A 26,669-nucleotide genomic window follows, 5' to 3' on the forward strand; every position below is an offset into this window, starting at 1 on the left:
GAGGCCCGCGGCCCACGTCTACCCCCCAGGCTAGCTGGTCGCGGGGGCGACCACCGTTTCCGTTCGACCACGGTATTGGTTGTGGATCAAGAAAGCCGTCGCGAGGACGAGTGCCGCGGTGGCGCCGTGGACGCCGAACGCGGTACCGGGCGACCCGGAATGCGACAGCACGATGACCATGTCGCCCGCCGGGACGACGGCGACGACCGCCAACGCGATCGCAAGCGCGCGCCGCTGTCCGGCGGCCAGCAGCGCCAGCACGACAAGGCCCGACATGATGTCGCGGATTCCCTTGACCGCGAGGAAACCGGTGTCCTGCGGCCAAGCGGGCAGGCCGAAACCGGACGCGAGGGAGTGCGGGGCGATCAGGTAGCCCAAGCCGATGCCGATGATCGCGAGAGCGAGCAGGATGGCGAGGCCGTTGGCTAATTTGGTGCTGGTCATGACATTTCTCCAGTGGGGACGGCGCCGTCGAGTGCGGCGGTGACAAGACGTTCGGCGTAAGCGGGGTCGATCGGCATCCCGGTGAACAGGACGCGGTAGTAGAGGGCGCCGGCGAGCTGGTCGAACAGCACGACCGCGTCGGTGTCCGCGCGAAGTTCGCCGCGCTGCTTGGCCCGCTCGATCAGGGCCAGCACGAGCGCGTTGCGCCGGGTGAAGACGCCGTGGATGAGTTCACCGATGTCGTCGTGCCGCGCCGCGGCGGCCGCGAGTTCGGCCACGAGACCCAGCGACCGCGACCGGTTGATCGCCGCGACGATGTGCGTGAGGTAGTTGACCAAGTCGACCCGGATATCCCCCGTGTCGGCGACCGGATCTGCCTCCTGCATCCGGGCGGTCACCGCGACGGCGAGGTGGTCCTTGGAGGGCCACCGCCGGTAGAGGGTCGTCTTCGCGACCCCGGCCGCCTCGGCCACCGCGTCGATCGACAGTCCCGCGTACCCGCGTTCGACCAGCTGCGCGGCGGCTATGTCGAGCACCCGCCTGTCCACCTCCATGTCGCGGGGACGTCCGCGCTTCGACTCGCTCATCCGAACTCCTTTTCGCTACTTGTGTAGCGTAAGTCAGGTCGAGCGATTTACGCAACCCTTGTTTCGTAATTGGCTCACAGCAGGGCCGCATCGGCCCAACAGTCCATTGTGGACTTACCTGCTCGCCGCGCAGGCGCGCGACACCGGGTGGATGATCGACCGCATGGACGAACGCTGGCCCCGCCAGGTCTACGGCGTGGGCGAGGACCCCGACGCGCGGTTCACCCTCGCCAACGAACGCACGATGCTCGCCTGGATCCGCACAGCCCTGGCACTGATCGCCGCGGGCGTCCTGGTCGACGCCGTCAACCTCCCCATCGCCGACGGCCCGCGCCGCTGGCTGGCGGCGGGTCTGGTGCTGCTCGGCGCGATCACCGCGACCGGCGGCTGGTTCCGCTGGGCCCGCACGGAACGCGCGATGCGCACGGGCGCGCCCATGCCGGCGCCCACCCTGGGCGCCGTGATCGTCGGCGGCCTGCTGGTGGCGGCGGCGCTGGTGCTCACGGTGATCCTGCTCCGATGAGCCTGCACGTCGAACGCACCGGCCTCGCGTGGGCACGGACCACGCTGGCGGTCATCGGCCTCGCCGCAGTGGTGATCCGGCTGCGCATCGACCAGCCCTTCCTGGTCGGCGCCGCCACCGTCGCCATCGGACTGCTGCTGCTCGCGATGCTCCGCGGAAACCGGCGAGCCGACGGCGCCATGCCCGCGACCGTCGTCGGGCTGGTCCTGGTCGTCGTCGCGGTCGAGCTGGTCGGAATCCTCAGCGGCTGAGCCACCCGGCGTCGACCTTGCCCAGCCGCATCCGCTGCGGGTGGTCGCCGACCGCCACGCTGGAGACCTCCTGGCCGGTCGCGTACGAGATCGCGGAGACCCGGTCGCTGCCGCTCCAGGAGACGAAGCAGTGCGCGCCGTCGCGGCTGGGGGTGGCCCAGTACGGCTTGAGGCCGGTGCCGACCAGGCTCGGGAAGCCGAAGTCCGCCCGGTCGACGATCGCGGCGTAGTCCGACATCGTGCCCGCCACGCAGATCTTCCTGTCGTCCCCGCCCATCGCGATCCCGTGGTGCGCCGAGTCGAGCAGGTACCGCTCCCTCGGCAGGTCCTTCACGTGGTCGGCGATCGGCAGGTTCGCGACCCGGGTCACCTTGTCGTTCACGAGGTCGTACTCGACGAATCCGTGGAAGAACGAGACCTGCAGGTAGGCGTAGCGCTCGTTGTCCGTCAGCGTCATCGGCCGGACGGCGGCGCTCATCCCCGGATACCCGGCCTCGGCGAGCTTCGCCCCCATGTCGACCCGCTTGATCACCTGGTTGGTGGCGGCGTCGACGACCTGGAAGTACCGGGCCCCCTTGGTCGAGTCGAGGGCCGGGAAGTCGAGCGGGGTGTAGACGGTCCCGATGCTGGCATGGAAGATCCGCGTGGCGTCCCGCGAATACACGTTCTCGTGCGGCGAATCGCCCGAGGGGAACGACCCCACCTCACGGCCGGTTGCCACGTCGAGGATGTGCACCACGTTCGCCGTGGAAGCCGACACGGCGACCCGGGTCCCGTCCGGCGACAGCGCCATGTGGTCGGACCGCTGCCCTTGGACCACGAACCGCCAAATGATGGCCCCCGAGGCCAGGTCGATCGAGACGACGTCGGCCAAGCTCGGCCGGGAGACGATCAGCCGCCTGCCGTCCGGGGTGGTGTACAGGTCGTCGACGAACTGGTCATGCCCCTCGCCGATGAGCTGCCGGATAGCCAGGAAGTAGGCCAGGCGAACCGGGTTCAGCGCGATCTCGGTCATCCGCTGCCGGATGTCCGGGATGACGTTGACCCGCGCCAACCTGCGGAGCGGCAACTCGGCGGAGACGACGTCAGCGGTGCCGTCCCAGTTGTTGCCGACGAAGAGCACGTCCCGCAGCGGAACGGCTTGCGCGGGCGCGGCAGGCACCACGACCGCCGCCGCCAGCGCGACCGCGGACAGCTTCGCGACCAGCTTGATCCTCATCCGACCCTCGTTTCTCGGCGCCCGTCCAGGTCAACGACCACCCCCTCACCGAGTTACGCGAGAATCGTTCACATCTTGGTGACGCCTCGCTGGAACCGATTGGCCCGGTGCCAGGCGAAGTACGGTTCCGTCTCCGGCCGGTGCGCCGAGCAGCGCAAGGTGCCCACCAGGTTCACGTGGTCGGCGAACCGGCCGCTCGGCGTGGCCTCCGCCGTCCGGATCCACCCGTCCTCGTCGACGGTGATGTAGCCCAGTTCGAAGAGCAGATCGCACCCGAACGCACAGGCGGCCATCGCCACGTTGCGCAGGTCGCGGCGCTCTTCGTCGCTGCATTCGGACCGGGGCTTGATATGGGCCGCGACCAGGAACCGCAGCGGGAAGACACTCCCGCACAAGGCGCACGACGCAGTGCCGACACTGCCCACGACCAGCTCCCGCAGCTCCGCCTGCTCGACCCGGCGGACCGCGGCGGTCATCTTGTCGAGAGTCTCCGCGGACAGTGCCCGGATGGTGACGTCGTCGACCGAGTCGAACACGGTGCGCATCTCGCTCATCGCCCGCTCGGACTGGCCGTCGAGGCCGACCCGGCGCAGCAGCGCGGGGTGGTCGGGCACGTCCGACAAGTGGGAATCGCACAGCACGAAGATCGCTTCGGCGAGGACCATCGGTGTGGCGAGCAGATCGGCCGCGGCCTGGGTGAACCCGGCCCTGGCCGCGGTGTCGGAGGCGGCAGGCGGCCCCGTCAGACCGTGCGTCTCCCACAGCGCCGGATCGCCGCCGAGGTGCCAGAACGGGTACTGCGGTGTCGCAGTCGCACCGAAGTCGGGGAGGAGTTCGCCGACCTGCTCACGGAACTGCGGCCAGTCGAACAACCGTCCCTGGCCCGCCGCGAGGCGCCCGAGGGCCCAGAGCAGCGCGATCGGCTTGTGCCGGGCAGGTTCCCCGACCGCGTTGTGGACCTTCAGCGACCGCAGCGACTCCATGAGATCGGCGACCAGCAGCTGCCCAGCCAGCTCTCGCTCCAATCGCGGACCGTCCGCGAGCCCGTAACCAGGCACTTCGAGAACCAGACGCATGCGTTTGCTCCTGTTGCCATCCTTGCTGGCATCTGCACGCTGTCCGATCGGTCCCTGTGCACGCGTAAGGCTCTTGCGCAACGCCTCAACGTCGGTGTCCGGGCCCAACTTGATCGGCCCCTCGATCAGCGACCGTTCACTGAGTGACAACCCTTCGGTTTGGCGCGACTCGACGGCAGCGGAGCTGATGATCGCTGACCGCCGAGCAAGCCTGCCGAGGAGAACGACCAGCGCAGGCCGATAGTCCGCATTACGTGGTCGCGCCTTGGCCTTGCCCTTCCCACCAGCGCTATTGAAGATCAGCGACAGTCGCTCACCATGAGGCTCCACTGCGAACTCGGCGAGGAGCGGGGTTCCGGAGTCTGTGTACGGATGCACAGTTCCACTGTTCCCGATCAAGGTCACGGTGACGATTCGGTCAGTCCCGGGACAGGAAACCGCCCCAGGGTGTCGGTGCCGCACCCGATCGTGGCACCATCTTGCGCACGCGCGGGCGGCACCTGAGGGAGATCGGATGAACGACCGGACCGAACAGGTCGATGACCTCCAGCTTGTCGCCCTGCCCAGTGCGATCGGCTGTGCCGAGATGTTCGTCCGGTTCTCGCTGACCGAGTGGGCGCTGCGGGACATGCGTGACGTCGCCTCCGAGGCGGCCCGGGTCGTCGCCACCGCGGTCGTGGACACGGCCAATCCGGCTGACCCCGGGATGATGACCGCGAGGGTGCGGCTGTCCGGCGCCGACCTGATCTTCGAGGTCGAGTCGCCGCGGCCGGTGCCGACGCCTGCCATTCCCGGCGTGGCCCGGGTGGGGACCACGCAGATCGACCACGGCCGCTACATCGTCTGGTTCGCCCTCGCCCTCCCCAGCGGCATGAACGCCTCGGCGGTGCCGCTGCCCCGACGCCAGCGCAAGGCCTCTCAGGCCGCGCGGGCCGCGGTGCCCGACGAGCCGATGACGACCGACCCGGACGTCATGCGGCGGATCTTGTTCGGCCTCAACGGTTCCCCCGACCAGCGCCGACCGTAGGTATCTGGGGGCCGAAAGTCCCCTCTTAAAAGTGTGTCGACGCAATCTGGTCACCCTTTGTAACGTCGGCAGGGTGAAGGTCCGATGCAACCTAATGACGGGGTCACGCATCTAATACCTCACCAGCTACGAATACGAAGTACCCACAGACCAGGGGGGAACCCGAAATGTCCGAGCCACACGAACTGAGTCATCGCACCCTCGCGGTGCTGCGAGCCGTCGCCGCGGGGCGCGCGCAGATCAGCTGCGGTCGCGAACCCGACCTCTACATCGACGGGGTCCCGTTCTGCGACCAGTTCAGCGCCCACACGCTGACCCACGACGGCTACATCGCCGCGGGCACCGGCCGCTTCGGCCAGCTCGTCGCCGCCACGCTCACCCCCGCGGGCATCCGCGCCCTGGAGTCGGTGGCCGTCGCCGCCTAGGCGACCACGTTCTCCAGGCTGTCGGGCTCGCCGAAGTGCGCGCCCACCGCCCGGTCCGCGCCCGCCCGTCGCCACCAGTCGGCCTGTTCGGCGGTGTCGACGCCGGGCACCAGCACGTCACGGCCGGACTCGCGGACCATGGGCAGCAGCTCCAGCACGGACCGCACGAACATCGACTTGGGGTCCGGCGCCGTCCCGATCCGCTCGATCACCCGGTGGCCCAGCCGCACGGCGTGCACCGGGTGGTCCTCCAGGCAGGCGACGTCGCCGGGCGTCTGGCCGAACCCGGTCAGCACGATCCGCACGCCCAGGTCGATCAGCACCGACACGTTGTCCTCGGCCTGCGGGTCGGCCAGCGCCGACACCGGGACCCCCAGGTCCAGCCGCTCCAGGCCGCCTGCCCGGCGCACGGTGCCCACGAGGTCCTGGTCGGCCGCCTGCTCGTCGGTCAGCTCCACGTACAGCCGCTCGACGAACTGGGCGGTCCGCTCGCAGGCGACGCCGAGCGCCCACTGGTCGACCGGGACGCTGAGCCCCGTGTCGCGCAGCAGCTCACGGCAGCGGTCGTGGTCGAGGCGGCCGTGGACCGGGCTGTCCCAGTACAGCAGCGCCTGCCAGGCCACGGTCGTGCCGGTCTCCAACTCCACGACCGGCCGGAAATCCAGGTCGAGCTCGCCGCTCTCCCACGCCCCCGGGATGGACGCGGTGAGCCGGAAGCGGTCGCGCGCGGCCAGGTCCTCGGCTTCGACGAGACTCCACTGCCTGCGCCCGGAGGACTTCAGCCTCCGCAGCGTGATATCGGTGGCGCGCAACAGCTCCGCGGGCTCGGTGCCGGCGCGCGGTGAGCGCAGCACCGCGATCGACGCGGTCACCGCGACTCCTTCACCGTCCACATAGGTCGGTTCGGCGAGTGCGTCGTTGATGTCGGTCGCGAGCGCGGCCACGTCGTGCCGACCGGGCGTCAGCAGGGCGAACTCGTCGCCGCCGATGCGGGCGAGTGCGCCATCGTGCTCCTCGGCGATCATGGCCAGCCTGCCCGCGATCGCGCTGAGCAGCTGGTCGCCCGCGTGCCTGCCGATTCCATTGTTCACCACACCGAAATCGTCGAGTCCTATGTGGAACAGCGAGACGTCGGCCGTGCTGCCCATCGACTCCTCGAGCCTGCCCTCGAACGCCTGCCTGTTGGCCAGCCCGGTGAGCATGTCGCGGGTGCCCTGGGTGCTGAGCCGGTGTTCGATCAGGTGCAGGTCGGAGATGTCCTCCACCATGGTCACGTGGTGGTCCGGCTTGCCGTCGCGGTCGCGCAGCAGGGTCACCGCGACCCGGACCCACGCGGTGTCGCCGTCGGCGCGGAGGAACTGGGTGCGTTCGCGGACCGTGTCGCACTCGCCCGCGAGGAGTTCGGCGTAGCGCTCACGCAGGAAGTCGGCCTCGTCCGGGTGGAACAGGTCGTCGAGGCGCTTGCGGAACAGCGTTCCCTTGCGGTAGCCCAGCATCTCTTCGAGCGCCTCGTTGGCGCGCGCGACACCGCCGCCGAGGTCGCTGATCAGCATGCCCACCGCGGAGGTGGCGAACACGTCCTGGAAGCGCGCCTCGCTGACCTGCAGGTCGCGCTCGACGTTCTCCTTGGCCCGCACCAGGGCGTGCCGAATGTCCTCTTGCTCGGAGAAGAGTCGGTCGCGGGTGGCGGCGGTGAATCCGGCCGCCACCGTCGCGAGCGCGGGGATGACCTCAGCCGGGGACACACCCTCCACTTCGGACAATCCAGGACCCAGCACGTCGATCGTGGCGCGGATGCAGCCCGCCTTGGCGAACCCGGAGGCGACCAGTTCCTGGCCGATCTCCACCGCCGGGGCCAGGTCGGCACCGGGGCGCACGCAGGCCGCGAGGCGGGCCAGGAGCTCGCCCAAGCCACTCTCGATGTCGTCACGCGAGCGCGAGACATACACGACCTGGTTCAACGCCGCGGCCCATCTCCTGGCCAGCTCAGCACGGTCCACGGTGACCGTCCGGGTGGCGGATCATCGGTGTCCTTGTCGACTGCTCACTCAAAGATATGCGCCGGAGAGCTACCACTCTGCACCCAATCGGGTACATCGTGCCACTCGGACCCACGCACAGCGGGCATTCCGCTCAGCCGTTCGAGTGACCCACCGGCTTCTGGGCGACGCCCGCATACAGATTCGAGCGTTCGGCGTCGGCGGTGTCCTCCGGCCGCTCGGGCCGCCACTCGGGGGTGAGGACCAGGCCGGGCTCGACCAGGTCGAACCCGTCGAACATCCGGGTGATCTCCGCGTGAGTGCGCGGGAAGATGGGGTCCTGGCTGTTCTTGAACACCTCGACCGCGCCTGCCATGCCCGCGGGCGCGTGGTCCCAGGTGAACGCCGAGAGCGCGAGGTAGCTGCCGGGGGCGACCGCGTCGCGGTAGCGGGCGGCGAGCGCCCACGGGTCGTCGCCGTCGGGGATGAACTGCACGACGCCGACCATGAGCAGGCCCAGTGGCTTGTCCAGGTCGAGCAGCTCACGGGTCCGCGGCGCCTGCAGGATCTTGTCCGGGTCCCGCATGTCGGCCTGCAGGACGGCGGCGTTCTTGTTTCCCTCCAACAGGAGTTCGCTGTGCGCCACCGCGACCGGCTCGTAGTCGACGTAGACGACGCGCGCGTCGGGGTTGACGTCGTGGGCGACCTCGTGGACGTTGCCCACGGTCGGGATGCCGGATCCCAGGTCCAGGAACTGGGTGATGCCCTGGTCGAGCAGGTAGAGCACGGCGCGCCGCAGGAAGGCCCGGTTGAGCCTCGCCATGTCGCGCGCGGGGACCTTCGTCACCAGCTTCTCGGCCAAGGCGCGGTCGCCGGGGAAGTTGTGGCCACCGCCGAGCAGGTAGTCGTACACCCGCGCGGCGCTGGGCAGTTCGGTGTTGACACCCTCGGGCACCCAGCTTGCAGTGTCAGTCACGATCCACCTCGGGATTGGGGTAAAGGTTCAGGCCAGACTAACGACAACCCGTGTCGTCCGATCGGGTCATCCTTGATAACTTGATCTTCACCTAGCGTGATGATCCGGCAGGTTCTCCCGCAGGAACAACGCGGTCTCCTCGACGGCCTTCTTGACGTGCGGCTCGACGTCGTAGAGGTCCACGTGCCGCTCGCAGTCGAGCCACACCGCGCGCTTGACCCCCGTGACCCGCTCGTAGAGCCGTTCGGCGAGTTCGGGTGCGCAGTAGTCGTCGACCTTGCCGTGCACGACCAGCAGCGGTGTCGCGGCGAGCAGTTCGGCGGAGTTCAGGGCGTCGAACGTCATCAGGGTGTGCAGCGACCCTCGGGTGACCTCGTTCGTCCAGTGCTCGGCCGCGCCGCGTTCGGTGCCGTAGTAGGAGTACGGCTCCTCCCCCGCCATCGCCGCCTCCCCGTCGTCGGGCGCGACGGCCGGGATGAGGTCGTCGTAGCCCGCGAGGAACACGCCCAGCGCGGCCCGGTAGGCGTCGATCCCCATCCGCTCGGCGAAGAACGCGGGGCTGTTGTAGGCGCCCGCGATCCCGGCTACCGCCTTGACCCGGGGGTCGCTCGCCGCGGCCCGCATGACGTAGCCGCCGCCCAGGCAGATCCCGACCAGCCCGATGCGGTGCGCGTCGATCTCCGGCCGGGCCGCGAGCAGGCTCACCGCGGCCCGCAGGTCGGCCAGCTTCCCTTGGGTGTCCTCATGTCCGTGCCTGCCGCCGCTCTCCCCGAAGCCGCGGTGGTCGAAGGCGAGCGTGGCGAAACCGGCCTCGGTGAGCCGCTCCGCGTAGTGGCCGACGACCTGCTCCTTGACCCCGGTGAACGGCCCGCTCAGCGCCACCGCCGCGTGCGGGCCCTCGGCGTCGGGAATCCGCAGCTCGCCGACGATGATCACGCCGTCGGACCAGAACTCCAGCCGTTCGGTGACACTCATGTCGTTTCCTCGGTCTCGGTGATGTGTTCGGGCCGCACCGGCACCCGGGTGAGCGCTTTCCCCGTCGCCGCGCGGATGGCGGCGACGATCGCGGGCGTCGAGGAGATGGTCGGCGGCTCGCCGACGCCGCGCAAACCGTAGGGCGCGTGCGGGTCGGCCAGTTCGAGCACGTCGAGCGGCATCGGCGGCATGTCGAGGATGGTCGGGATCAGGTAGTCGGTGAACGACGGGTTGCGGACCTTGCCGTCGACGACCTGGATCTCCTCCATCACCGCCAGCCCGAGCCCCTGCGCGGAGCCGCCTTGGATCTGCCCTTCCACGGCCTGCGGGTTCATCGCCTTGCCGACGTCCTGCGCGCAGGCGAGTTCGACGACCCGGACCAGGCCCAGTTCGACGTCGACGTCGACGACCGCCCGGTGCGCGGCGAAGGCGTACTGCACGTGCGCGTTGCCCTGCCCGTGCGAATCGAGCGGCTCGGTGGGCCGGTGCCGCCACTCGACCGTGTGCTCGATGACCTTGTCCCCAAGCAGTTCGACCAGGTCGGCGACGATGGCGTCGTCGGTGACGACCTTGCCGCCCTCCAGCCGGGCGCCGGGGCTTTCGGCCAGTTCCAGTACTTCCCCGCGGACCTTCTCGCACGCCGCCCGCACGGCGCCGCCGGTGACGTAGCTCTGTCGCGAGGCGGAACTGGAGCCCGCGCTGCCGACATTCGTGTCGGCGGGCAGGACGGTCACCTGGGTCACCCCAAGCTCGGTCCGGGCGATCTGCGCCTGCAGGGTCACCAGCCCCTGGCCGACCTCGGCGGCGGCGGTGTGCACGGAGACGACAGCCTCGCCCGCGACGACCTCCAGCCGGACCCGCGCGGTGGAGTAGTCGTCGAACCCTTCGGAGAAGCCGACATTCTTGATCCCGACCCCGTAGCCGACACCGCGCACGACGCCTTCGCCGTGCGTCGTGTTCGACACCCCACCGGGCATCTCGCGCAGGTCGTCGGCGGCGGGCGGCGGCATCGGCTTGTCCCGCACCAGCTTCAGCAGCTGCTCGACCGGGGCCGCGGAGTCGATCACCTGCCCGGTCGGCATCCGCGAGCCCTCGCGGACCGCGTTGCGCAGGCGCAGCTCCACCGGGTCCATGCCGAGCTTCTCCGCCAACAGGTCCATTTGGGACTCATAGGCGAAACAGGCCTGTACCGCGCCGAATCCGCGCATCGCACCGCAAGGCGGGTTGTTCGTGTAGACGCCATAGGCGTCCACGTGGACGGACTCGACCTCGTAGGGCCCGACGCCCAGCGTCGCCGCGTTCGCCACGACAGCCGTGGTGCTCGACGCGTACGCGCCGCCGTCGAGGACGATCCGGGCCCGCACATAGACGAGGTCGCCCGCCTCGGTGGCGCCGTGCTCGTAGCGCAGCCGCGCCGGGTGCCGGTGCACGTGGCCGAAGAACGACTCCTCTCGCCCGTAGACCATCTTGACCGGCTTCCCGGTGTGCATCGCCAGCATGCAGGCGTGCACCTGCATCGACAGGTCCTCCCGGGCCCCGAACGCGCCGCCGACGCCCGCGAGGGTGAGCCGCACCTTGTCCTGGGGCAGCCGCAGCGCCTCGGCGACCTGCTTCTGGTCGACGTGCAGCCACTGGGTGGCGACGTAGAGGTCGATCCCGCCGTCCTCGGCCGGGACCGCCAGACCGGACTCGGGGCCGAGGAAAGCCTGGTCCTGCATGCCGACGCTGTACTCACCGGTGACGACGACCGGCGCCGTCGGCTCGGGGTCGCCGGTGCGGACGCGGACGTGCCGCACGCAGTTGCCGGTCTCGTTGTCCGGGTGCAGCACCGTCGCGTCCGGCCGCAGGGCGTGGTCCATGTCGGTCACCGGGTCGAACACCTGGTACTCGACCTCGATCGCGGCGACCGCCCGCCGCGCCGTCTCGGGGTGGTCGGCGGCCACGATGGCAACCGGTTCCCCTTGGTAGCGCACGATGTCCTCGGCCAGGATCGGCTGGTCGGCGTGTTCGAGGCCGTACCGGTTGCGGCCGGGCACGTCGGCCTGGGTCAGCACCGCGTGCACCCCGGGGATCCGCAGCGCGCCGCCGACGCCGATGAGCTTGATCCGGGCGAACGGGTGCGGGCTGCGCAGGGTCGCGCCCCACAGCATCTCGTCGGCCCACAGGTCCGAGGAGTAGGCGAACTCGCCCTTCACCTTGAGTGCGCCGTCCGGTCGGACCGGGCTCTGGCCCACGCCGCCTTCAGTGCGGGTGCGTTCGGAGGATCGGGTCATCGCAGCATCCCCGCCTTGCGGGCGAGCTTGACGCTCGTCGTTTTCAGGTCGCGGGCCACGTCGGCCTCGGTGACCAGGCAGGACTCGTCGTCCTCGATCACCGCGTTGCCGCCTGCCAGCAGCAGCGCCAGCGGCGGCAGTGAGCCGAACACCAGGGCCGCCACCGGGTCGGCGATGCCCGCGTGTTCCACGCCGGTCAGCCGCCAGAGGGCGACGTCGGCGAGCTTTCCGGGTTCCAGCGAGCCGAGTTCTCGTTGTCTGCCAAGGCAGGCAGCGCCGCCCATGGTGGCCAGCCACAGCGCGCGGCGGGCGTCGAAGGAGGCGGCGCCGTCACGCAGTCGGGCCAGGTACATGGCCTGCCGGAGTTCCCCACCTAGTCCACCGTCCTCATTGGACGCGGCGCCGTCCGCGCCGAGTCCGACCGGGACACCGGCGGCCAGCATGTCCGCCACCCGGGCGATTCCAGCGCCCAGCCGGGCGTTCGACGACGGGCAGTGCGCGATGCCGGTCCGGCTCTCGCCCAGGGTGCGGATGGCGCCGTCTGAGAGGTGCACCCCGTGCGCGAGCCACACGTCCGACCCGGTCCACCCAAGGCGTTCGGCGTACTGCACGGGGGTGCAGCCGAACTCGGAGAGGCACTGCTTCTCCTCTTCGAGGGTCTCGGCGAGGTGGGTGTGCATCCGGACGCCCGCGGCCCGGGCGAGTTCGGCGGCGCCGGTCATCAGGTCCGCGCTGACCGAGAACGGCGAGCACGGTCCGACGGCGACACGGACGAACGAGGCGGGCGACGGGTCGTGCCACCGCGAGATCGCCTCGCCGGTGCCCTCCAGCGCGTCGGCGGTGTCCTCGACGAGGGAGTCCGGTGGCAGGCCGCCGGTCGACGTGCCGCGGTCCATCGACCCGCGCACGGCGTGCAGGCGGATGCCGACCTCGGCGGCGGCGTGGACGGTCGCGCCGAGCAGGTCGCCCGCGTCGCGCGGGAAGACGTAGTGGTGGTCGGCCGCGGTCGTGCATCCCGTGCGCGCCAAGCGAACCAGGCCTGCGGTGGCGGCGGCTCGAGTCGTCTCCTCGTCGATGCCCGCCCATACGGGATAGAGGCGCACGAGCCAGTCGAACAGGTCCGACTGCTGGGCGAGGCCGCGGGTGGCCCACTGGTAGAGGTGGTGGTGGGTGTTGACGAAACCGGGGGTCGCCAGGCAGCCGCGGCCGTCGACCCGGCGGTCGGCGGGCAGGTCGTCCGGGGCCGGGCCGGGACCGACGGACTCGATCAGCCCGCCGTTGACCACCACGTGCCCATCGGTGTACTCGGTTCCCGCGGCGTCCACGGTGGCCACCGCGGCGCCCTCGATGACCGTTCTCACGAGGCGCCCTCCATCCGGGACGCCGCGAGGCGCACCGCGTCGAGGATCTTCTCGTATCCGGTGCAGCGGCACAGGTTTCCGGCCAGGGACTCGCGGATCTCGGCGTCGGTCGGCTTCGGAACCCGGCGAACCAGGTCGTGCGTGGCGACGATCAGACCAGGGGTGCAGAACCCGCACTGCACGGCACCGGTCTCGACGAACGCCTCCTGCACGGGATCGAGCTGGTCGCCGTCGGCGAGCCCCTCGACCGTGCGCACCTCGCGGCCCTCGACCTGGCCCGCGGCGACCAGGCACGCGCAGACCGCGACCTCGTCGAGGAACACCGTGCAGGAGCCGCATTCCCCTTGCTCGCAGGCGTTCTTGGAGCCGGGCAGGCCCATCCGCTCGCGCAGCACGTAGAGCAGGCTCTCGCCCTCCCAGACGTCCTCGGCGACCTTCTGCTCGCCGTTGACCCGCACCGTCACCCTCATGTAGACCAGCTCCCAGTCCGGTAGTCCGCCCAGGCCCACGCCAGCGTCCGCCGGGCCAGCACGCTCAGCGCGTGCCGCCGGTACGCCGCGGTGCCCCGCACATCGTCGATCGGGTTGGCCGCTTCGCCCACCAGCTCACCGAAGCGGCGCATCATGCTGTCGGGCAACGGTTCCCGCGTGTCCCACAGTCCGTCGATCTCGGTCTCGGCGAACGCCTCCGCCTCCGGCGCCCGCAGCGGTGTCGGCCCCGCCGAGCCGATACCGGTGCCGACGGAACGCTTGCCCGCGTTCAGCGCGAGGCCGAACGAGCAGACGGCGATCACCATGGCGTTGCGGGTGCCGACCTTCGCGAACTGCTGGGGACCCGAGGCGACCGGAATGCGGGTCGCCACAATGAGTTCGTCCGGTTCGAGCACCGACTTCTTCGGACCGACGAAGAACTGACTCGTCGGAATCCTCCTGGTGCCGCGGGTCGACGCGACCTCGATCTCGGCCGCGCAGGCCAGCAGTGGCGGGTGCGCGTCACCGGCGGGGGACGCCGCGCCGAGGTTGCCGCCGACCGTGCCCCGGTTGCGGATCTGCGGCGACCCGACGGTCCGCGACGCCATCGCCAGGCCGGGCAGCTTGGCGCCCAACTCGGTGATGATCCGGTTGTACGGCACGCCCGCGCCGAGCCGGACCATGTCGTCGTCGAGGTCCCACTCGGCCAACTCGGTCACACCGCCGAGGTCGAGCAGCGCGTCCGGCCTGCGGAGGTCGAAGTTGAGCTCCACCATCACATCGGTGCCACCCGCGATCGGCACCGCTTCCGGGGTCGCCGCCTTGGCCTCGAGTGCCTCGGCGAGGGTCGTCGGTCGCAAGAAGTCCATTGTGGAATATCCCCTACCACCAAGCCAGGCCCGCATCGGGCGCGTCGGAACGACGGACGGTGCCTTCGATCAGGCCATAGGGACGGTCGGCGGCGTGGAACACCTCTCCCGGGTTGTCCAGTCCGAACGGTGCGAGGTCGACGAGGAAGTGGTGTTTGTTCGGCAGCGCCAGGCGAACCTCGACGAGGTCGTCGTCGCCTTCGAGGACCCGCTCGCCCATCGCGTGCAGCGTCTGCTGCAGCGAGCGGCTGTGGGTGTCGGCGAAGGCGGTCAGCAGCCGGTCCCGCGCTCCCGCAAAGGCTTGCGCCCAGTCCCGTCCGGTCGAGGCGTGCCGCCAGTTCGCGGTGACGGCGGTGGCCAGGATGCGGTCGTGGGTCTCGGGGAGAGTGGTGTAGCGGTCGCGAGGGAAGCCGTGGAACTCCGAGCCGGTCGTGTTGAGCACCACCAGGTCCGCCACCCCGGACACCACCCAGGCGGACTCGCCGTCACAGGTGGCGGTCGTGGTCCGCGTCCCCGCGCCGCGGGCGAAGGAGTGGCCGGTCGCGGCGATGCGGTCCCAGGTGTACTGCTCGATCCGCACGCGGGCTTGCTTGATCTCGGCCGTCGTGGTCACGAAGTGCCGCACCAGGCGCAGGGCGAAGTCCTCGATCTCGCCGACACCGTCGCGGGCGAAGGCGTACACGGTGTTCTTCTGGGTGTCGGTGGGCAGGACGCCGCTGTTGTCGCCGGTCAGATGGGTCGCGGCGAGGTCACCGGCGAGGGTGGTGGTGACGTTGAGGTCGGTGATCGCGTGGGTGTCGCCGTCGCGGTCGACCCGGACCAGGCGCGTCTCGGCCTTGCCGTACTGGTTGTCGCCGAGCTCGAAACCGCCCATCAGCTCCCCCGGTAGGTCGAGTAGCCGTAACCGCTGATCAGCAGGGGCACGTGGTGGTGTCGGTCGTCGCGGACCGTGAACGCCACCACCACCTCCGGGTAGAACGCGGCCGGACCAAGGTACTCGCCGGTGTCGAAAACCAGCCGGTGTTCACCCGGATGCGCTGTCCAGCCCGAGATCCGGCCGTCCCCGTCGGTCTCGCCTTTCGCGACTTCCCGCCAGTCGCCGTCCCGGCGCTCGTCGTGGCGCACGGGGATGCCCACCGCGGGCTTGCCTCGGGCGGTGTCGAGGACGTGGGTGGACAAAGTGGTCATGCCTCAGCCAGCTTCACCAGCCGCAACGCGGCGATCTTGCACAGCTCTTCCCGAACCTCTTCGCGCTCGGCGGCGACGTCGTTACGCAGCCGACGGTGAGCTTCGGCGAGGATGGCGTCCGCGGTCAGCCCGGTGGCGCAGATGAGGAAGACGTGGCCGAAGCGGTCCTCGTAGTCCACATTCGCCTGTTTGAGCTCGTCACCGCCCCCGCCCGCGGCGGCCTGCTCACCCCGCGACCACCCCGCCTCACGACTGTCACCGACGGCGCGCTCCCCGATGCGCGGATGGGCGTCAAGGGCCTCCCGCAGGTCTTCCCACTGGAGGGCGGCGAACACCCGATCGGACCGCGCGATGAGCTGATTCACGTCCCCGTAGGGCCGCCCCACCACCATTTCCCCAGCCCAACGCCGCGACGAGCAACACGCCAGCAGGTCATCGAGGGCACCCGCCGGGTCGGCGTCATTGAATCTCCACAGGAACGAGTCGCCGGGCACCCTGCCAGTAGACACCGCCACGGCACACGCGGCCACCGACAGAGGGGAATTTTGTCCGATTCCGGTCCAGTTGAGATCAAACTCAGGATTTGATCACCCCGAGAATTGCATTTGCTAACGGGCGAGAGTGTCCAGCACGGGGGTCCAGCCTGCCCGGACGCACTCGTTCGGGAGGACCTCGACTCCCCAGCCGGCCAGTGCTCCCAGGCTCCGATCGAACGCCGGGTGCGCCGCAAGGGTCGCCTTCACGTAAGGGCAGGCGATGGTCCGGACTTTCAGCCCGATCGACTCGTTGAGAATGCCGAGCGCGAACGAGTCACTGATGCCCGCCGCCCACTTGTTGATCGTGTTGAACGTGGCAGGCGCCGCGACGATCACGTCGGCGTGCGGCCACTCGACAGACCGAAGGTCGTGTCGTACCGGGTGTCCGGTCTGACGGGAGAGTTCGTCGAGGTCGAGCCAACTCGCGGCGGTCGGCGTGGCCGCGAGGCAGACGCTCCATCCGTTGTCTCGCAAGGAATCGATGAGCGTGCCGACTTGGAGTGCGGGCGGCGCGGCGGAAACGACGAGGTAGACGACGCTCACCGCACCACCTCCGCGCGACGGGCGAGCGCGCGCAGACCGGGCGTTGCTCCCTGCCGTTCGCGGCCAAGCAACGTGACCAGGACGCCGCGGGCGGCGGCGTTGCGCGACACCGACTGACGCGCGACTCGTTCCGCCTCCAGCAGATGCAGCACGGCAACCGCATCGCTGCCGTGGTCGGCGGCGGCCTGCGCGAGATCAATGTGCACCTGCGACCGGCGGCCACGAAGGACAGCGGGCAGCCGGTCGGTGTCGATTCGCTCCCCGAGCCGCCGCGCCTCGGCAGCGTCGCCGAGCGCGGTCGCGACCGAAAGCTGGTGGATCGCCACATTCGTCGGCCCGAACGCCGTCCAGCCATGGTTCGCGTCCACGCCAAGGCGCTCCGCAAGCACCCGCGCCTCGACGAGCCGACGACCAGCGGCGGCGGAGTCCCCTTCTCTCGCCGCCAAGACGGCGAGCAACAGGGTCAACGCACCACGCGCCGACAACGCTGCGCGGTCCTTGTTGTCCGTCAACGGCTCCAGTGCCACAGCTGCGCATTCCTCGGCGGCGGCCCGGTGACCGGCCTTGAGCAAGGCGCAGCCGACTTGGTACTGGGCCACGCCCACCAGCGCGGGTCGCTCACTATCCATCGCGGACCGCAGCGCCCGGTCCGCGGCCACGCAGGCAAGCGCAGAATCGCCGATCTTCGTGGCCAGCTTCGCAGCGACGACATAGGTGGCGGCAGAGGAGTTCGGCGGCTGGGGCGTGGTGATCAACGAGGGAAGAACCCTTGCGGTGGTTTCGTAATCAGCCTGCTGGTACAGGCGGTGAACCTCGTCGACGGAGGGCAGATCCCGAATGGAGTCCATGTCGGCGCCACCGAACATCGCCCGACGAAGGCCATCGAGGAGGGGGCGACTGTCCTTCTCCGGTTCGTGGTTTGTCGGTTCGACGAAGAGCGTGAGCATCCCGGCGAGTTCCTCGGCCGTGACACCTAACGCGGTCGCGAGATGGGGTCGTATCCACGGCTGAGGTTCAATCGTGGTCGTCTCCCAGCGCACAACAGTGGACCGTTCCACGCCCAATCGTTGAGCCAGCGCCTCCTGACTGAGCCCGGCCGCCTTCCGTGCACGGGCAAGCCGCACGCGCTTGGGCATTCCACTCCTCCCGACAACCCGCAGTGCGACCACGGTAGCTCAGAGTCGCTGCTCAACGCGGCTTTGCGCCATTTCTGCGCCACTCGCTGCACCCGAGATGCTGTGGTTCACAGTGATCGCCGGCGGTTGAGTCAAGTCATGCCACGTCCGACGTCGCCGAAGACGCTTTCGCAGACCCACGAGCTGGTGATGAGCTTCCGGCCCGCCTACACCGCGCCGCCCGCCGACTGGAAAGCGTTCCGCGAGAAAGCCGCCCGGCTCTACACCGAGATCGCCGACATCGACCGCCACCACCATCATGAGGCGATGGCTTGGGCGAGTTCGGAGCGCGAGAAGGCGGCGGAGATCGGGCGCGCGATGAGGGAGGCGCGGGCCGTCGAAGCAAAATGAGGCGACTTCGGCGGTGTCCTCCGCCGACAATCCACCGCGAACGCCGCCGACCGGAGAGCCGAACCATGAGCCAGGACCGAACGACCACCCTGTGGCGCCCCACGGGCCCGGAGGAGCTCGACCTGCTCCGCCAGGCGGACTGGCGGCGGTGGCCGCCCCGGCTCCCCGAGCAGCCGATCTTCTACCCAGTCCTCAACGAGGACTACGCGATCAAGATCGCAAAGGAGTGGAATGTCCCCCACCACGGCGCCGGCTACGTGACCAGGTTCGAGGTCGACACCGAGTTCCTGACCAGGTATCCCGTTCAGCAGGCAGGCGGCCGAACCATTCTCGAACTCTGGGTTCCCGCCGAGGAGCTCGACGAGTTCAACGACCACATCGTCGGTCCCATCGAACTCATCCACGAGTTCCGATAGGAAAGGGCTGCCCACCGCCGAAGCGGTGGGCAGCCCTCATCACCAGCGACTTACTCGAAGATCTCGCCCTTCTCAGCCTTCTCCACCAGCGAAGCAGGCGGGAGGAACCGGTCCCCGTAACGCTCGGCCAGCTCACGCGAGCGGGCAACGAAGCCAGGGATGCCGCCCGGGTAACCGTTGATGTACTGGATGACACCACCGGTCCAGGGCGGGAACCCGATGCCGAAGATGGACCCGATGTTGGCGTCCGGCACGGTCCGCAGAACTTCCTCGTCGAAGCACTTGACGGTCTCAAGGCCTTCCGCGAAGAGCATGCGCTCCTGCATGTCCTTGAACGGGACCTCCACGGTGCCCGCCGCGAAGGCGTCGGCGAGGCCCGGCCACAGGCCGGTGCGCTTGCCCTCGTCGTCGTACTCGTAGAAGCCCGCGCCCGAGGAGCGGCCCTTGCGGTCGAACTCGTCGATCAGGCGGTCCAGCACGCCCTCCGACGGGTGGACGTCCCACGTGCCGCCCGCGGCCTCGATGGCCGCGCGGGTCTCCTGCCGGATCTTGCGCGGCAAGGTGAACGTGAGCTCGTCGAGCAGCTGCAGCGGCGCGGCCGGGTAGCCCGCCTGCAGGCCCGCCTGCTCGATCGACGACGGCGCGACGCCCTCGCCGACCATCGCGACGGCCTCGTTGATGAAGGTGCCGATCACGCGGCTGGTGAAGAAGCCGCGGCTGTCGTTGACGACGATCGGGGTCTTCTTGATCTGCAGCGTGTAGTCGAAAGCCTTGGCCAGCGCGACATCGCTGGTCTTCTCGCCGACGACGATCTCCACCAGCGGCATCTTGTCGACCGGGGAGAAGAAGTGCAGGCCGATGAAGTCCTCCTGCCGCTTCACCCCCGTCGCCAGGTCGGTGATCGGCAGCGTCGAGGTGTTGGAGCCCAGCAGCGCGTCGGGCGCGACCAGGTCCTCGATCTCGCCGAAGACCTTCTTCTTCAGGTCCGGGGACTCGAAGACGGCCTCCACGACCAGGTCCACACCGGCCACGTCGGCCGGGTCGGCCGTGGGCGTGATGCGGGCCAGGACCTCGTCGGCCTTCTCCTGGGTGAGCTTGCCCCGGGACACGGCCTTGGCGAGGATCTTCTCCGAGTACGCCTTGCCCTTCTGCGCCGACTCAAGGGAAACGTCCTTGAGCACGACCTCGATCCCCGCGCGGGCACTGGAGTACGCGATACCCGCGCCCATCATCCCGGCGCCCAGCACCGCGACCCGGCGAGCCGTGTACTGCGGCTGGCCGTCGGGACGGCTGTTGCCCTTGTTGATGGCCTGCAGGTCGAAGAAGAACGCCTTGGTCATGTTCTTCGCGACCTGGCCGACGACAAGGTCCACAAAGTACTGCGTCTCGATCTTCTGCGCGGTGTCGATGTCGACCTGGCAACCCTCGATCACCGTCGCGAGGATGTTGCGCGGGGCGGGCATCGGCGCACCCTTGAGCTGCTTGCGCAGGTTCGCCGGGAACGCGGGCAGGTTCGCCGCGAACGCCGGGTGCGACGGGGCGCCACCGGGGATCTTGAAGCCCTTGCCGTCCCACGGCTGCTGCGCGGCGGGGTTGGCCTTGATCCACGCCTTCGCGGACGCGATCAGCTCCTCCGGGGTGGACACGGTCTCGTTGACCAAGCCCAGTTCCTTGGCCTTGGCGGGCTTGTGCCGCTGACCCTGCAGCAGCACATTGAGCAGCGCGCTCTGGATGCCGATCAGCCGCGGCACGCGGACACAGCCGCCGCCACCGGGCAGCAGGCCCAGCCCGACCTCGGGCAGGCCGATCTCGCTGCCCTTGACGTCGAGCGCGACCCGGTAGTGCGTGGCCAGCGCGAGTTCCAGGCCACCGCCGAGCGCGGCGCCGTTGATGGCGGCCACGACCGGCTTGCCGAGGGTCTCCAGCCGACGGAAGTCGGCCTTCATGCCGTCGCAGCGCTCGGTGATGGCCTGCGCGTCATCCGGACCGGCCGTGATGAGCATCCGCAGGTCGCCGCCCGCGAAGAAGGTCTTCTTCGCCGAGGTGAGCACGACACCGGTGATGGAGTCCTTTTCGGACACCAGGCGGTCGACGGTCTCGGTGAGCGCCACCCGGAAGGTGTCGTTCATCGTGTTGGCCGACTGGCCCGGGTCGTCCATCGTCAGGGTCACGATGCCGTCGGCGTCGGACTCCCACTTGAACATGTTCTCAGTCATCTGTGTGTTCTCTCCGGGATCAGACGCGCTCGATGATGGTCGCGACGCCCATGCCGCCGCCGATGCACAGGGTGATGAGGGCGCGCCGGGCGCCGCGCCGCTCCAGCTCGTCGACCATGGTGCCGGTGATCATCGCGCCGGTCGCGCCGAGCGGGTGGCCCATGGCGATCGAGCCGCCGTTGACGTTGATCTTCTCGTGCGGGATCTTCAGGTCCTTCATGAACTTGAGGACCACCGCGGCGAAGGCCTCGTTGAGTTCCCACAGGTCGATGTCGTCGGGCGTCAAACCCGCCAGTGCCAACGCCTTCTGCGCGGCCGGGGTCGGGCCGGTCAGCATGATGGTCGGCTCGGCGCCGGTCACCGCGGCGGAGACGACGCGCGCGCGCGGGGTCAGGCCCGCGGCCCGACCGGCTTCCTCGTTGCCGATGAGCACCAGCGCGGCGCCGTCGACGATGCCCGAGGAGTTCGCGGCGGTGTGCACGTGGTTGATCTTCTCGACCCAGTGGTACTTCTGCAGCGCCACCGCGTCGAAGCCGCCCATGTCGCCGATGCCCGCGAACGACGGCCCGAGCTTGCCCAGACCCTCCACAGTGGACTCGGGGCGCATGTGCTCGTCGTGGTCGAGGATCGTCACGCCGTTGCGGTCCTTCACCGGGACCACGGACTTGGCGAAGTAGCCCGCCGACCACGCCGCCGCCGCGCGCTTCTGCGACTCGACGGCGTAGGAGTCGACGTCGTCGCGGCTGAAGCCCTCGATGGTGGCGATGAGGTCGGCACTGATGCCCTGCGGGACGAAGTACGAGTCGTAGTTCGTCTCCGGGTCGTTGAACCAGGCGCCGCCGTCGGAGCCCATCGGCACGCGCGACATCGACTCGACGCCGCCGGCGATCATGAGCTGGTTCCAGCCGGAGCGGACCTTCTCGGCCGCGGTGTTGACCGCTTCGAGGCCGGAGGCGCAGAACCGGTCGAGCTGCACGCCCGCGACGGTGTCCGGCAGGCCCGCGGCGACCGCGGCGGTGCGCGCGATGACCGAGCCCTGGTCGCCGACCGGGGACACCACGCCGAGCACGATGTCGTCGATGGTCGCCGGGTCGAGGTCAGGGTGGCGCGCGGTGAGCTCGTCGATGAGACCGACGACGAGCGAGATGGGCTTGACCCCGTGCAGCGATCCGGTCTTCTTGCCGCGGCCGCGCGGCGTGCGGATCGCCTCGTAGATGAAGGCTTCGGTACTCACGCTCGTCCGATCCTCTCCTCAAGTTTTGAGCTAATGCCCATTAACATAGTGCCGTTGTTTCGCAGGTTGTCAACCTCTCGGCGCTGCTCTACCGTGGTTAGTCGAGTCTCACTGAGGGGGATAGGTGACAGCCGAGGTCGGCCGGGTGCCGGTACGCAGACCACGCAACCGCAAGGCCCAGCTGGCCGAGGCGGCCGCCGACCTGTTCGGCAAGCGCGGCTATCACGCGGTCGGCGTGAACGACATCGCCGCCGCCGCGGGCATCACCGGCCCGGCCGTCTACCGGCACTTCCCCAACAAGCAGGCCGTCCTCGGCCACGTGCTGTTGACCGGCGTCGACGTGCTGACCGAGCGGCTCACCGAGGTCACCGCCGCCGCCGAGGGCGATCCGCACCGCTGCGTCGGCCCGCTGCTGCACACCGCCGCCGCGGTCTCCATCGAGCAGCGCGAGCTGACCGCACTGTGGCGCTGGCAGGGCCGCCACCTCCACGATGGCGACCAGAAGGAGATCCAGCGGCGAGTCGGCACCCTGCTCGCCCAGGCCATCGCGGGCCTGCGCGGGCTGCGTCCCGAGCTCAGTGCCGCGGATGCCCACCTGCTCAGTTTCGCCGCGATGAGCGTGTACGGCAGCGTGGGCGACCACCACGTCAACTACGCCCGCGAGCCGTTCGAGCTGCTGCTGGCCCGGCTGGCCGAGGCCGTCGTGCTCAGCGATGTGGTCCCGGCCACTCAGGACGCCCCCCAGGCCGCGTGGCGGGCCCGCACGCAGATGCCCGTCTCCCGGCGTGAAGAGCTCCTCACGGCCGCGACCAGGCTGTTCCGCGACCACGGCTACCACGCGGTGAGCATGGAGGACATCGGCGCGGTCACCGGCATCGCGGGTCCCAGCATCTACCGGCACTTCGCGGCGAAGTCCGACATCCTGCTGGCCGCGAGCCGCCGGATGGCCGACCGGCTGCAGCTGGGCCTCGACACCGCGCTCGCCGAGGCGGCCGACCCCGCCGACGCGCTGCACCGGCTGACCAGGTCTTACGCCGACACTGTGCAGCGCTCCGACGACCTGATCGCGGTGTACACCAGCGAGCTGGTCAACCTACCCGAGCGCGACGCCAAGGAGCTGCGCAGGCTGCAGCGCGGCTACGTCGCCGAGTGGGTCCGGCTGCTGCGCGAGATGGGCCCGGCCCTGACCGAGCCGGAGGCCAGGGTCGCGGTGCACGCGGCGCTGACGGTGGTGAACGACCTGCCGCGCACGGGCAGGGTCAAGTCTCGACCCGCTTTGACAGCGGAGATCGCCGGGTTGGCGATGGCGGTCCTGCGGGAGGCGGCACACGGCTCGTAGACAGGAGGCTCGGGTGTCCGTTGCAGACAGACTCGTCCGGTGGCTCAGCGATCGGCCATGGCCGGTGCGCGAGTACGCACCCGCTCCTGAGGGCCTGCGCCCGATCCTGGGTGACAGCGGTCCGCCCGTGCTCGGCCACACGATCGCCGTCCTGCGTCAGGGAATCGACTTCGGACTCCGCCGGTACGAGCGCTTCGGCCCGGTCACATGGATTCGCGCGTTCGGCACGACGGTGATCTCCGCCGCGGGCCCGGAGGCGGCGCAGGTGGTGCTGGCCAACAAGGACAAGGCGTACTCGCAGCAGGGCTGGACGTTCTTCATCGGCCCGTTCTTCCACCGCGGGCTGATGCTGCTCGACTTCGAGGAGCACCACCATCACCGCAGGCTGATGCAGGAGGCCTTCACCGCCGACCGGATAGCGGGCTACACGCGCAAAGTCGCGGAGTTGGCGGCCCGGGAGATTCCACTGTGGCCGGTGACGCCGGGGTTCGAGGTGTACCCGGCGTTGAAGAAGCTGACCCTGGATGTGGCGACCGAGGTGTTCATGGCCACCGAGGTCGGCTCGGAGGCGTCCAGGCTGCGCAAGGCTTTCGTCGACACGGTCCGGGCGGGCACGTCGGTCGTGCGGTATCCGGTGCCGGGCGGTCGGTGGAAGGCCGGACTCCAGGGGCGGAAGATGTTGGAGGACTTCTTCCGGCGGAGCCTGCCGCAGAAGCGGGCGAGCGTGGACGACGACCTGTTCTCCGCGCTGTGCCACGCGAAGACCGACGACGGCGCGGTGTTCTCGGACGACGATGTCGTCAACCACATGATCTTCCTGATGATGGCCGCGCACGACACGTCGACGATCACGACGTCGGCGGTGATGTATTTCCTTGGGAAAGACCAGGAGTGGCAGGACAAGGTCCGCGCGGAGGTGCTCGCGGGAGACTCGTCGGACACCTTGGAGCTGGTGATCAAGGAGTCCATGCGCCTGGTCGCGCCGGTGCCGTCGCTGGTTCGGGAGACGGTCAAGGACACGGAACTGCTGGGCCACTTCGTGCCGAAGGGCACCAAGATCATGGTGACGCCGTGGATCAACCACCTGCTGCCGGAGTACTGGCCCGACCCGAAGCGCTTCGACCCGCTGCGGTTCGCCGAGGACCGGCGCGAGGACAAGGTCCACCGGTACGCGTGGATCCCGTTCGGCGGCGGGGTGCACAAGTGCATCGGCATGCACTTCGGCATGTCCGAGGTGAAGACGCTGCTGACCCAGCTGCTCCGGACGTTCCGCTGGTCGTTCCCGGAGGGCTACGAGGTCCGCTGGGACCCCACCGCGCTGCCGATCCCGACCGACGGCCTACCTCTGCGGTTCGAACAAGTGCCGCAGTGACCTCCGCGCCTCGTCCGCGTAGCGCTGGATCCCGGACGTGATGCCGTAGGCGAGGTCTTCGAGGACGGTGCAACGGGCGTAGAAGGCGGCCCGCGCGGCGAGCGGGCCGTCGATGAGGACACCGAGGTCGCGGTAGATCAGGCCGTGGTCGTAGGCGGGGTCGCAGAGGGCGGCGTCGGTCCAGTCGATGATGCCGGTGACGTCGCCGGTGGCGGGGTCGACGAGGACGTGTTCGATGCCCAAGTCGTTGTGCGAGAAGACGGAGGGCTCGGTTCGGGTCGGCGGCTCGGCGTCGAGGAACCTCTCGATGGAGCGGCGGTATTCCCGCGGAACCTCCACCGCCGCGTAGCTCTCGTGGGCTTCGGCCAGCCACTGGCTGACCGGATCGTCGTCGGTGTCGACCAACCCGGCCACCGCGTCCACGGGAATGGCCTGCACCGTGTCGACGTAGGCGTTCAGCACCTTCGCGATCCCCGGCGGTGGGGTGACGTCGACCAGCGGGATGCCGGGGAGTTTGCGGTAGGCCATGCACTCGGGTTCCACGAACACCGGCGTGGGCACCGCGAAAGGCGAGAACCTCGCGACCGTCTCGAGCAGCTTCGCCTCCCGGAGCACGTCGGTGCCCCCTTTGGCGAAGCGCACGATCAGCTCGCCGTCGACCTCATAGGCGACATTGTCCTGGCCCTCGCCCAGCCGGACCACAGCCTCACAGCCGATCCCGTGCGCGGCAAGGACAGCGTGGACGTCGTGACTCGCCATGAGCACAACCTAGACCGCCAGGGGCGTCTCGTGCTTCTGAATTCCGTCAGACCCGACTGGCCACGCGGCGTTGGCACGGCCAGCCGGTCTCACCTACTTCAGTCGCTTCAGGAAGCGGACTCGTCGGCGTCCTGGGCCGTGGGTGCGGTCTCGGTCGCCGGTTCGACGTCATCCTCGACGAAGAGGGGTCCGTCGAAGTGCAGGGTCGCGTCGAGGTCGCTCATGGTGGTCCTTCCGTTGGCGGCGGCGCCCAGTACGCCGCCGCGGCAGGCGAAGGGTACTTCAGCGGGTCAGCGCAAGATCGGGACACGCCGCGATCCGTTGCACCGCTTTGGTTATGGTCGCCTTCGCAGCGGCCGCTCGGTTACGATGCGATCGCATCATAAACAGGTGGAGCGGAGTCGGGCCTTGCCGAAACAGGTGGACCACCAAGCGCGGCGGCAGCAGATCGCCGAGGCGGTGTGCAGGCTGGCGGGCAGCCAGGGCCTGGACGCGGTGAGCCTGCGGCAGGTCGCGGTCGAGGCCGGGGTGTCCATGGGGATGGTCCAGCACTACTTCACCACGAAGGACGACATGCTGCTGTTCGCCTTCCACACCGTCAGCGAACGCGTGGAACAGCGCATCCGAACCGCGGTCGCCGACGTCGGGTCGGATGCGCGCACCCTGCTGCGGGCGCTGCTGGTCGACATGCTGCCGGTGGGTGCGGAGAGCCGGGCCGAGGCCCCGGTGTGGGCGGCGTTCCTCGCCCGCGCGATCGTCGAACCCCGCCTGGCCAAACCGCTGCGCGAAGGCGGCCGGGGCATGAGCACCTTCATCGCCGACCACATTCGCGCCGGCGCTCCTCGGGAGAACATCGACCCGACCTTCGAGGCGCTCACCCTGCTGGCACTGGTCGACGGCCTGATGTCACACCTGCTGATCGGCCAGATCGACGACACGACCGCCTTGGCCACGCTCGACCACAACCTCGACCGCATCTTCGGGCACGCGCACGAGCAGCGCGGTGACGTTGTCATGCCCACCGGCGTCGAGGGCGTACCCGACGAGTGACCGCGCGTTCTCCAGACTGCCCGAGCCACGAAGGT

The 26,669-nt window shown here is 69.5% G+C and carries 28 protein-coding genes; 9 read left to right on the forward strand and 19 right to left on the reverse strand.

The features are described from left to right. Positions 1-30: 30 nt before the first annotated feature. Together C8E96_RS31615 and C8E96_RS31620 are read right to left on the reverse strand one after the other, a co-directional pair. Positions 31-444 carry a DUF4267 domain-containing protein gene (locus C8E96_RS31615; protein ID WP_091381190.1) on the reverse strand — a complete coding sequence of 138 codons (414 nt, stop codon included), beginning with the start codon at positions 442-444 and terminating at the stop codon, positions 31-33. Beyond that, entirely contained in the window at positions 441-1,031 is a 591-nt protein-coding gene (locus tag C8E96_RS31620) for a TetR/AcrR family transcriptional regulator (RefSeq protein WP_091381193.1), read from the reverse strand. Before C8E96_RS31620 ends, C8E96_RS31615 begins: the two co-directional genes overlap by 4 nt. Before the next feature lie 163 nt (positions 1,032-1,194). Here C8E96_RS31620 and C8E96_RS31625 point away from each other — a divergent pair, with 163 nt between their 5' ends. Together C8E96_RS31625 and C8E96_RS31630 are read left to right on the forward strand one after the other, a co-directional pair. Further along, positions 1,195-1,554, forward strand: a complete 360-nt coding sequence (locus C8E96_RS31625) for a YidH family protein (RefSeq protein WP_228770142.1) — start codon at positions 1,195-1,197, stop codon at positions 1,552-1,554. Then, positions 1,551-1,805, forward strand: coding sequence for a DUF202 domain-containing protein (locus C8E96_RS31630; protein ID WP_091381197.1), 255 nt, complete (start codon positions 1,551-1,553; stop codon positions 1,803-1,805). Before C8E96_RS31625 ends, C8E96_RS31630 begins: the two co-directional genes overlap by 4 nt. Here the strand turns inward: C8E96_RS31630 and C8E96_RS31635 are convergent. Further along, on the reverse strand, positions 1,795-3,024 hold the full coding sequence (locus C8E96_RS31635) for a YncE family protein (protein ID WP_091381200.1): 1,230 nt from the start codon (positions 3,022-3,024) through the stop codon (positions 1,795-1,797). The two genes, C8E96_RS31630 and C8E96_RS31635, sit on opposite strands and share 11 nt — an antisense overlap. Positions 3,025-3,092: 68 nt before the next feature. After that, complete coding sequence (locus C8E96_RS31640; protein ID WP_091381202.1) at positions 3,093-4,100, reverse strand: hypothetical protein; 1,008 nt, start codon at positions 4,098-4,100, stop codon at positions 3,093-3,095. A gap of 514 nt (positions 4,101-4,614) precedes the next feature. Between C8E96_RS31640 and C8E96_RS31645 the strand changes: the two genes are divergently transcribed. Together C8E96_RS31645 and C8E96_RS31650 are read left to right on the forward strand one after the other, a co-directional pair. Then, positions 4,615-5,127, forward strand: coding sequence for a hypothetical protein (locus tag C8E96_RS31645; protein WP_091381205.1), 513 nt, complete (start codon positions 4,615-4,617; stop codon positions 5,125-5,127). A 167-nt stretch (positions 5,128-5,294) separates the two neighbouring features. Continuing rightward, positions 5,295-5,552, forward strand: a complete 258-nt coding sequence (locus C8E96_RS31650) for a hypothetical protein (protein WP_091381208.1) — start codon at positions 5,295-5,297, stop codon at positions 5,550-5,552. Here C8E96_RS31650 and C8E96_RS31655 read toward each other — a convergent pair. From C8E96_RS31655 to C8E96_RS31710, 12 genes are all read right to left on the reverse strand, one after another. Next, the gene (locus C8E96_RS31655; protein ID WP_091381210.1) at positions 5,549-7,552 is read right to left on the reverse strand and encodes an EAL domain-containing protein; all 2,004 of its coding nucleotides are present in this window, start codon (positions 7,550-7,552) and stop codon (positions 5,549-5,551) included. The two genes, C8E96_RS31650 and C8E96_RS31655, sit on opposite strands and share 4 nt — an antisense overlap. 133 nt (positions 7,553-7,685) lie before the next feature. Beyond that, entirely contained in the window at positions 7,686-8,507 is an 822-nt protein-coding gene (locus C8E96_RS31660; RefSeq protein WP_091381213.1) for an SAM-dependent methyltransferase, read from the reverse strand. An 87-nt stretch (positions 8,508-8,594) separates the two neighbouring features. Then, positions 8,595-9,482: an alpha/beta hydrolase gene (locus tag C8E96_RS31665; RefSeq protein ID WP_091381216.1), complete on the reverse strand. Its 888-nt coding sequence runs from the start codon at positions 9,480-9,482 to the stop codon at positions 8,595-8,597. Then, a complete protein-coding gene (gene pucD / locus C8E96_RS31670) occupies positions 9,479-11,755 on the reverse strand; it encodes a xanthine dehydrogenase subunit D (RefSeq protein WP_091381220.1) in 2,277 nt (758 codons plus the stop codon). The genes C8E96_RS31665 and pucD overlap by 4 nt, the downstream gene beginning before the upstream one ends. Next, entirely contained in the window at positions 11,752-13,116 is a 1,365-nt protein-coding gene (locus tag C8E96_RS31675; RefSeq protein WP_091381223.1) for an 8-oxoguanine deaminase, read from the reverse strand. Before C8E96_RS31675 ends, pucD begins: the two co-directional genes overlap by 4 nt. Then, positions 13,113-13,586, reverse strand: coding sequence for a (2Fe-2S)-binding protein (locus C8E96_RS34330; protein WP_091381457.1), 474 nt, complete (start codon positions 13,584-13,586; stop codon positions 13,113-13,115). The genes C8E96_RS31675 and C8E96_RS34330 overlap by 4 nt, the downstream gene beginning before the upstream one ends. Beyond that, the gene (locus C8E96_RS31685) at positions 13,583-14,455 is read right to left on the reverse strand and encodes an FAD binding domain-containing protein (RefSeq protein ID WP_091381226.1); all 873 of its coding nucleotides are present in this window, start codon (positions 14,453-14,455) and stop codon (positions 13,583-13,585) included. The genes C8E96_RS34330 and C8E96_RS31685 overlap by 4 nt, the downstream gene beginning before the upstream one ends. Before the next feature lie 13 nt (positions 14,456-14,468). After that, a complete protein-coding gene (gene pucL, locus C8E96_RS31690; protein WP_091381229.1) occupies positions 14,469-15,329 on the reverse strand; it encodes a factor-independent urate hydroxylase in 861 nt (286 codons plus the stop codon). Then, positions 15,329-15,643, reverse strand: coding sequence for a hydroxyisourate hydrolase (gene uraH, locus C8E96_RS31695; RefSeq protein ID WP_091381232.1), 315 nt, complete (start codon positions 15,641-15,643; stop codon positions 15,329-15,331). The genes pucL and uraH overlap by 1 nt, the downstream gene beginning before the upstream one ends. After that, positions 15,640-16,173, reverse strand: coding sequence for a 2-oxo-4-hydroxy-4-carboxy-5-ureidoimidazoline decarboxylase (uraD, locus tag C8E96_RS31700; RefSeq protein WP_324187091.1), 534 nt, complete (start codon positions 16,171-16,173; stop codon positions 15,640-15,642). The genes uraH and uraD overlap by 4 nt, the downstream gene beginning before the upstream one ends. Positions 16,174-16,251: 78 nt before the next feature. Next, positions 16,252-16,722 (reverse strand): flavoprotein, encoded by a 471-nt coding sequence (locus C8E96_RS31705; protein ID WP_091381236.1) that lies wholly within the window; start codon positions 16,720-16,722, stop codon positions 16,252-16,254. Next, positions 16,719-17,858 carry a helix-turn-helix transcriptional regulator gene (locus C8E96_RS31710; protein WP_091381238.1) on the reverse strand — a complete coding sequence of 380 codons (1,140 nt, stop codon included), beginning with the start codon at positions 17,856-17,858 and terminating at the stop codon, positions 16,719-16,721. The genes C8E96_RS31705 and C8E96_RS31710 overlap by 4 nt, the downstream gene beginning before the upstream one ends. Before the next feature lie 138 nt (positions 17,859-17,996). Here C8E96_RS31710 and C8E96_RS31715 point away from each other — a divergent pair, with 138 nt between their 5' ends. Together C8E96_RS31715 and C8E96_RS31720 are read left to right on the forward strand one after the other, a co-directional pair. Further along, positions 17,997-18,248 carry an AMED_5909 family protein gene (locus C8E96_RS31715; RefSeq protein WP_091381241.1) on the forward strand — a complete coding sequence of 84 codons (252 nt, stop codon included), beginning with the start codon at positions 17,997-17,999 and terminating at the stop codon, positions 18,246-18,248. 65 nt (positions 18,249-18,313) lie between these two features. Next, positions 18,314-18,664: a hypothetical protein gene (locus C8E96_RS31720; RefSeq protein WP_091381244.1), complete on the forward strand. Its 351-nt coding sequence runs from the start codon at positions 18,314-18,316 to the stop codon at positions 18,662-18,664. Between the two features lie 50 nt (positions 18,665-18,714). Here C8E96_RS31720 and C8E96_RS31725 read toward each other — a convergent pair whose 3' ends face one another. Beyond that, the gene (locus C8E96_RS31725) at positions 18,715-20,880 is read right to left on the reverse strand and encodes a 3-hydroxyacyl-CoA dehydrogenase NAD-binding domain-containing protein (RefSeq protein WP_091381246.1); all 2,166 of its coding nucleotides are present in this window, start codon (positions 20,878-20,880) and stop codon (positions 18,715-18,717) included. 19 nt (positions 20,881-20,899) lie between these two features. After that, on the reverse strand, positions 20,900-22,114 hold the full coding sequence (locus C8E96_RS31730) for an acetyl-CoA C-acetyltransferase (RefSeq protein WP_091381249.1): 1,215 nt from the start codon (positions 22,112-22,114) through the stop codon (positions 20,900-20,902). A gap of 124 nt (positions 22,115-22,238) precedes the next feature. Between C8E96_RS31730 and C8E96_RS31735 the strand changes: the two genes are divergently transcribed. Continuing rightward, on the forward strand, positions 22,239-23,453 hold the full coding sequence (locus C8E96_RS31735; RefSeq protein WP_228770144.1) for a TetR/AcrR family transcriptional regulator: 1,215 nt from the start codon (positions 22,239-22,241) through the stop codon (positions 23,451-23,453). A gap of 13 nt (positions 23,454-23,466) precedes the next feature. Next, complete coding sequence (locus tag C8E96_RS31740) at positions 23,467-24,825, forward strand: cytochrome P450 (protein WP_194957348.1); 1,359 nt, start codon at positions 23,467-23,469, stop codon at positions 24,823-24,825. Here the strand turns inward: C8E96_RS31740 and C8E96_RS31745 are convergent. Further along, complete coding sequence (locus C8E96_RS31745) at positions 24,793-25,584, reverse strand: phosphotransferase family protein (RefSeq protein ID WP_091381252.1); 792 nt, start codon at positions 25,582-25,584, stop codon at positions 24,793-24,795. The two genes, C8E96_RS31740 and C8E96_RS31745, sit on opposite strands and share 33 nt — an antisense overlap. Before the next feature lie 408 nt (positions 25,585-25,992). On the opposite strand from C8E96_RS31745, the gene C8E96_RS31750 reads away from it, so the two are divergent. Beyond that, positions 25,993-26,634, forward strand: coding sequence for a TetR/AcrR family transcriptional regulator (locus C8E96_RS31750; protein ID WP_228770145.1), 642 nt, complete (start codon positions 25,993-25,995; stop codon positions 26,632-26,634). Positions 26,635-26,669 lie beyond the last annotated feature (35 nt).

Source organism: Actinokineospora alba, from assembly GCF_004362515.1.
Lineage (GTDB): Bacteria > Actinomycetota > Actinomycetes > Mycobacteriales > Pseudonocardiaceae > Actinokineospora > Actinokineospora alba.

What these genes read in the sequence shown, in the direction of transcription:
- C8E96_RS31665 (WP_091381216.1), bottom strand. Translation starts at nt 9,482, where the DNA reads ATGAGTGTCACCGAACGGCTGGAGTTCTGGTCCGACGGCGTGATCATC.
- C8E96_RS31715 (WP_091381241.1), top strand. Translation starts at nt 17,997, where the DNA reads ATGCCACGTCCGACGTCGCCGAAGACGCTTTCGCAGACCCACGAGCTG.
- uraH (WP_091381232.1), bottom strand. Translation starts at nt 15,643, where the DNA reads ATGACCACTTTGTCCACCCACGTCCTCGACACCGCCCGAGGCAAGCCC.
- C8E96_RS31645 (WP_091381205.1), top strand. Translation starts at nt 4,615, where the DNA reads ATGAACGACCGGACCGAACAGGTCGATGACCTCCAGCTTGTCGCCCTG.
- C8E96_RS34330 (WP_091381457.1), bottom strand. Translation starts at nt 13,586, where the DNA reads ATGAGGGTGACGGTGCGGGTCAACGGCGAGCAGAAGGTCGCCGAGGAC.
- C8E96_RS31630 (WP_091381197.1), top strand. Translation starts at nt 1,551, where the DNA reads ATGAGCCTGCACGTCGAACGCACCGGCCTCGCGTGGGCACGGACCACG.
- C8E96_RS31620 (WP_091381193.1), bottom strand. Translation starts at nt 1,031, where the DNA reads ATGAGCGAGTCGAAGCGCGGACGTCCCCGCGACATGGAGGTGGACAGG.
- C8E96_RS31650 (WP_091381208.1), top strand. Translation starts at nt 5,295, where the DNA reads ATGTCCGAGCCACACGAACTGAGTCATCGCACCCTCGCGGTGCTGCGA.
- C8E96_RS31685 (WP_091381226.1), bottom strand. Translation starts at nt 14,455, where the DNA reads ATGGACTTCTTGCGACCGACGACCCTCGCCGAGGCACTCGAGGCCAAG.
- C8E96_RS31745 (WP_091381252.1), bottom strand. Translation starts at nt 25,584, where the DNA reads ATGGCGAGTCACGACGTCCACGCTGTCCTTGCCGCGCACGGGATCGGC.
- C8E96_RS31635 (WP_091381200.1), bottom strand. Translation starts at nt 3,024, where the DNA reads ATGAGGATCAAGCTGGTCGCGAAGCTGTCCGCGGTCGCGCTGGCGGCG.
- C8E96_RS31710 (WP_091381238.1), bottom strand. Translation starts at nt 17,858, where the DNA reads ATGCCCAAGCGCGTGCGGCTTGCCCGTGCACGGAAGGCGGCCGGGCTC.
- C8E96_RS31640 (WP_091381202.1), bottom strand. Translation starts at nt 4,100, where the DNA reads ATGCGTCTGGTTCTCGAAGTGCCTGGTTACGGGCTCGCGGACGGTCCG.
- C8E96_RS31615 (WP_091381190.1), bottom strand. Translation starts at nt 444, where the DNA reads ATGACCAGCACCAAATTAGCCAACGGCCTCGCCATCCTGCTCGCTCTC.
- pucD (WP_091381220.1), bottom strand. Translation starts at nt 11,755, where the DNA reads ATGACCCGATCCTCCGAACGCACCCGCACTGAAGGCGGCGTGGGCCAG.
- C8E96_RS31725 (WP_091381246.1), bottom strand. Translation starts at nt 20,880, where the DNA reads ATGACTGAGAACATGTTCAAGTGGGAGTCCGACGCCGACGGCATCGTG.
- C8E96_RS31625 (WP_228770142.1), top strand. Translation starts at nt 1,195, where the DNA reads ATGGACGAACGCTGGCCCCGCCAGGTCTACGGCGTGGGCGAGGACCCC.
- pucL (WP_091381229.1), bottom strand. Translation starts at nt 15,329, where the DNA reads ATGGGCGGTTTCGAGCTCGGCGACAACCAGTACGGCAAGGCCGAGACG.
- C8E96_RS31720 (WP_091381244.1), top strand. Translation starts at nt 18,314, where the DNA reads ATGAGCCAGGACCGAACGACCACCCTGTGGCGCCCCACGGGCCCGGAG.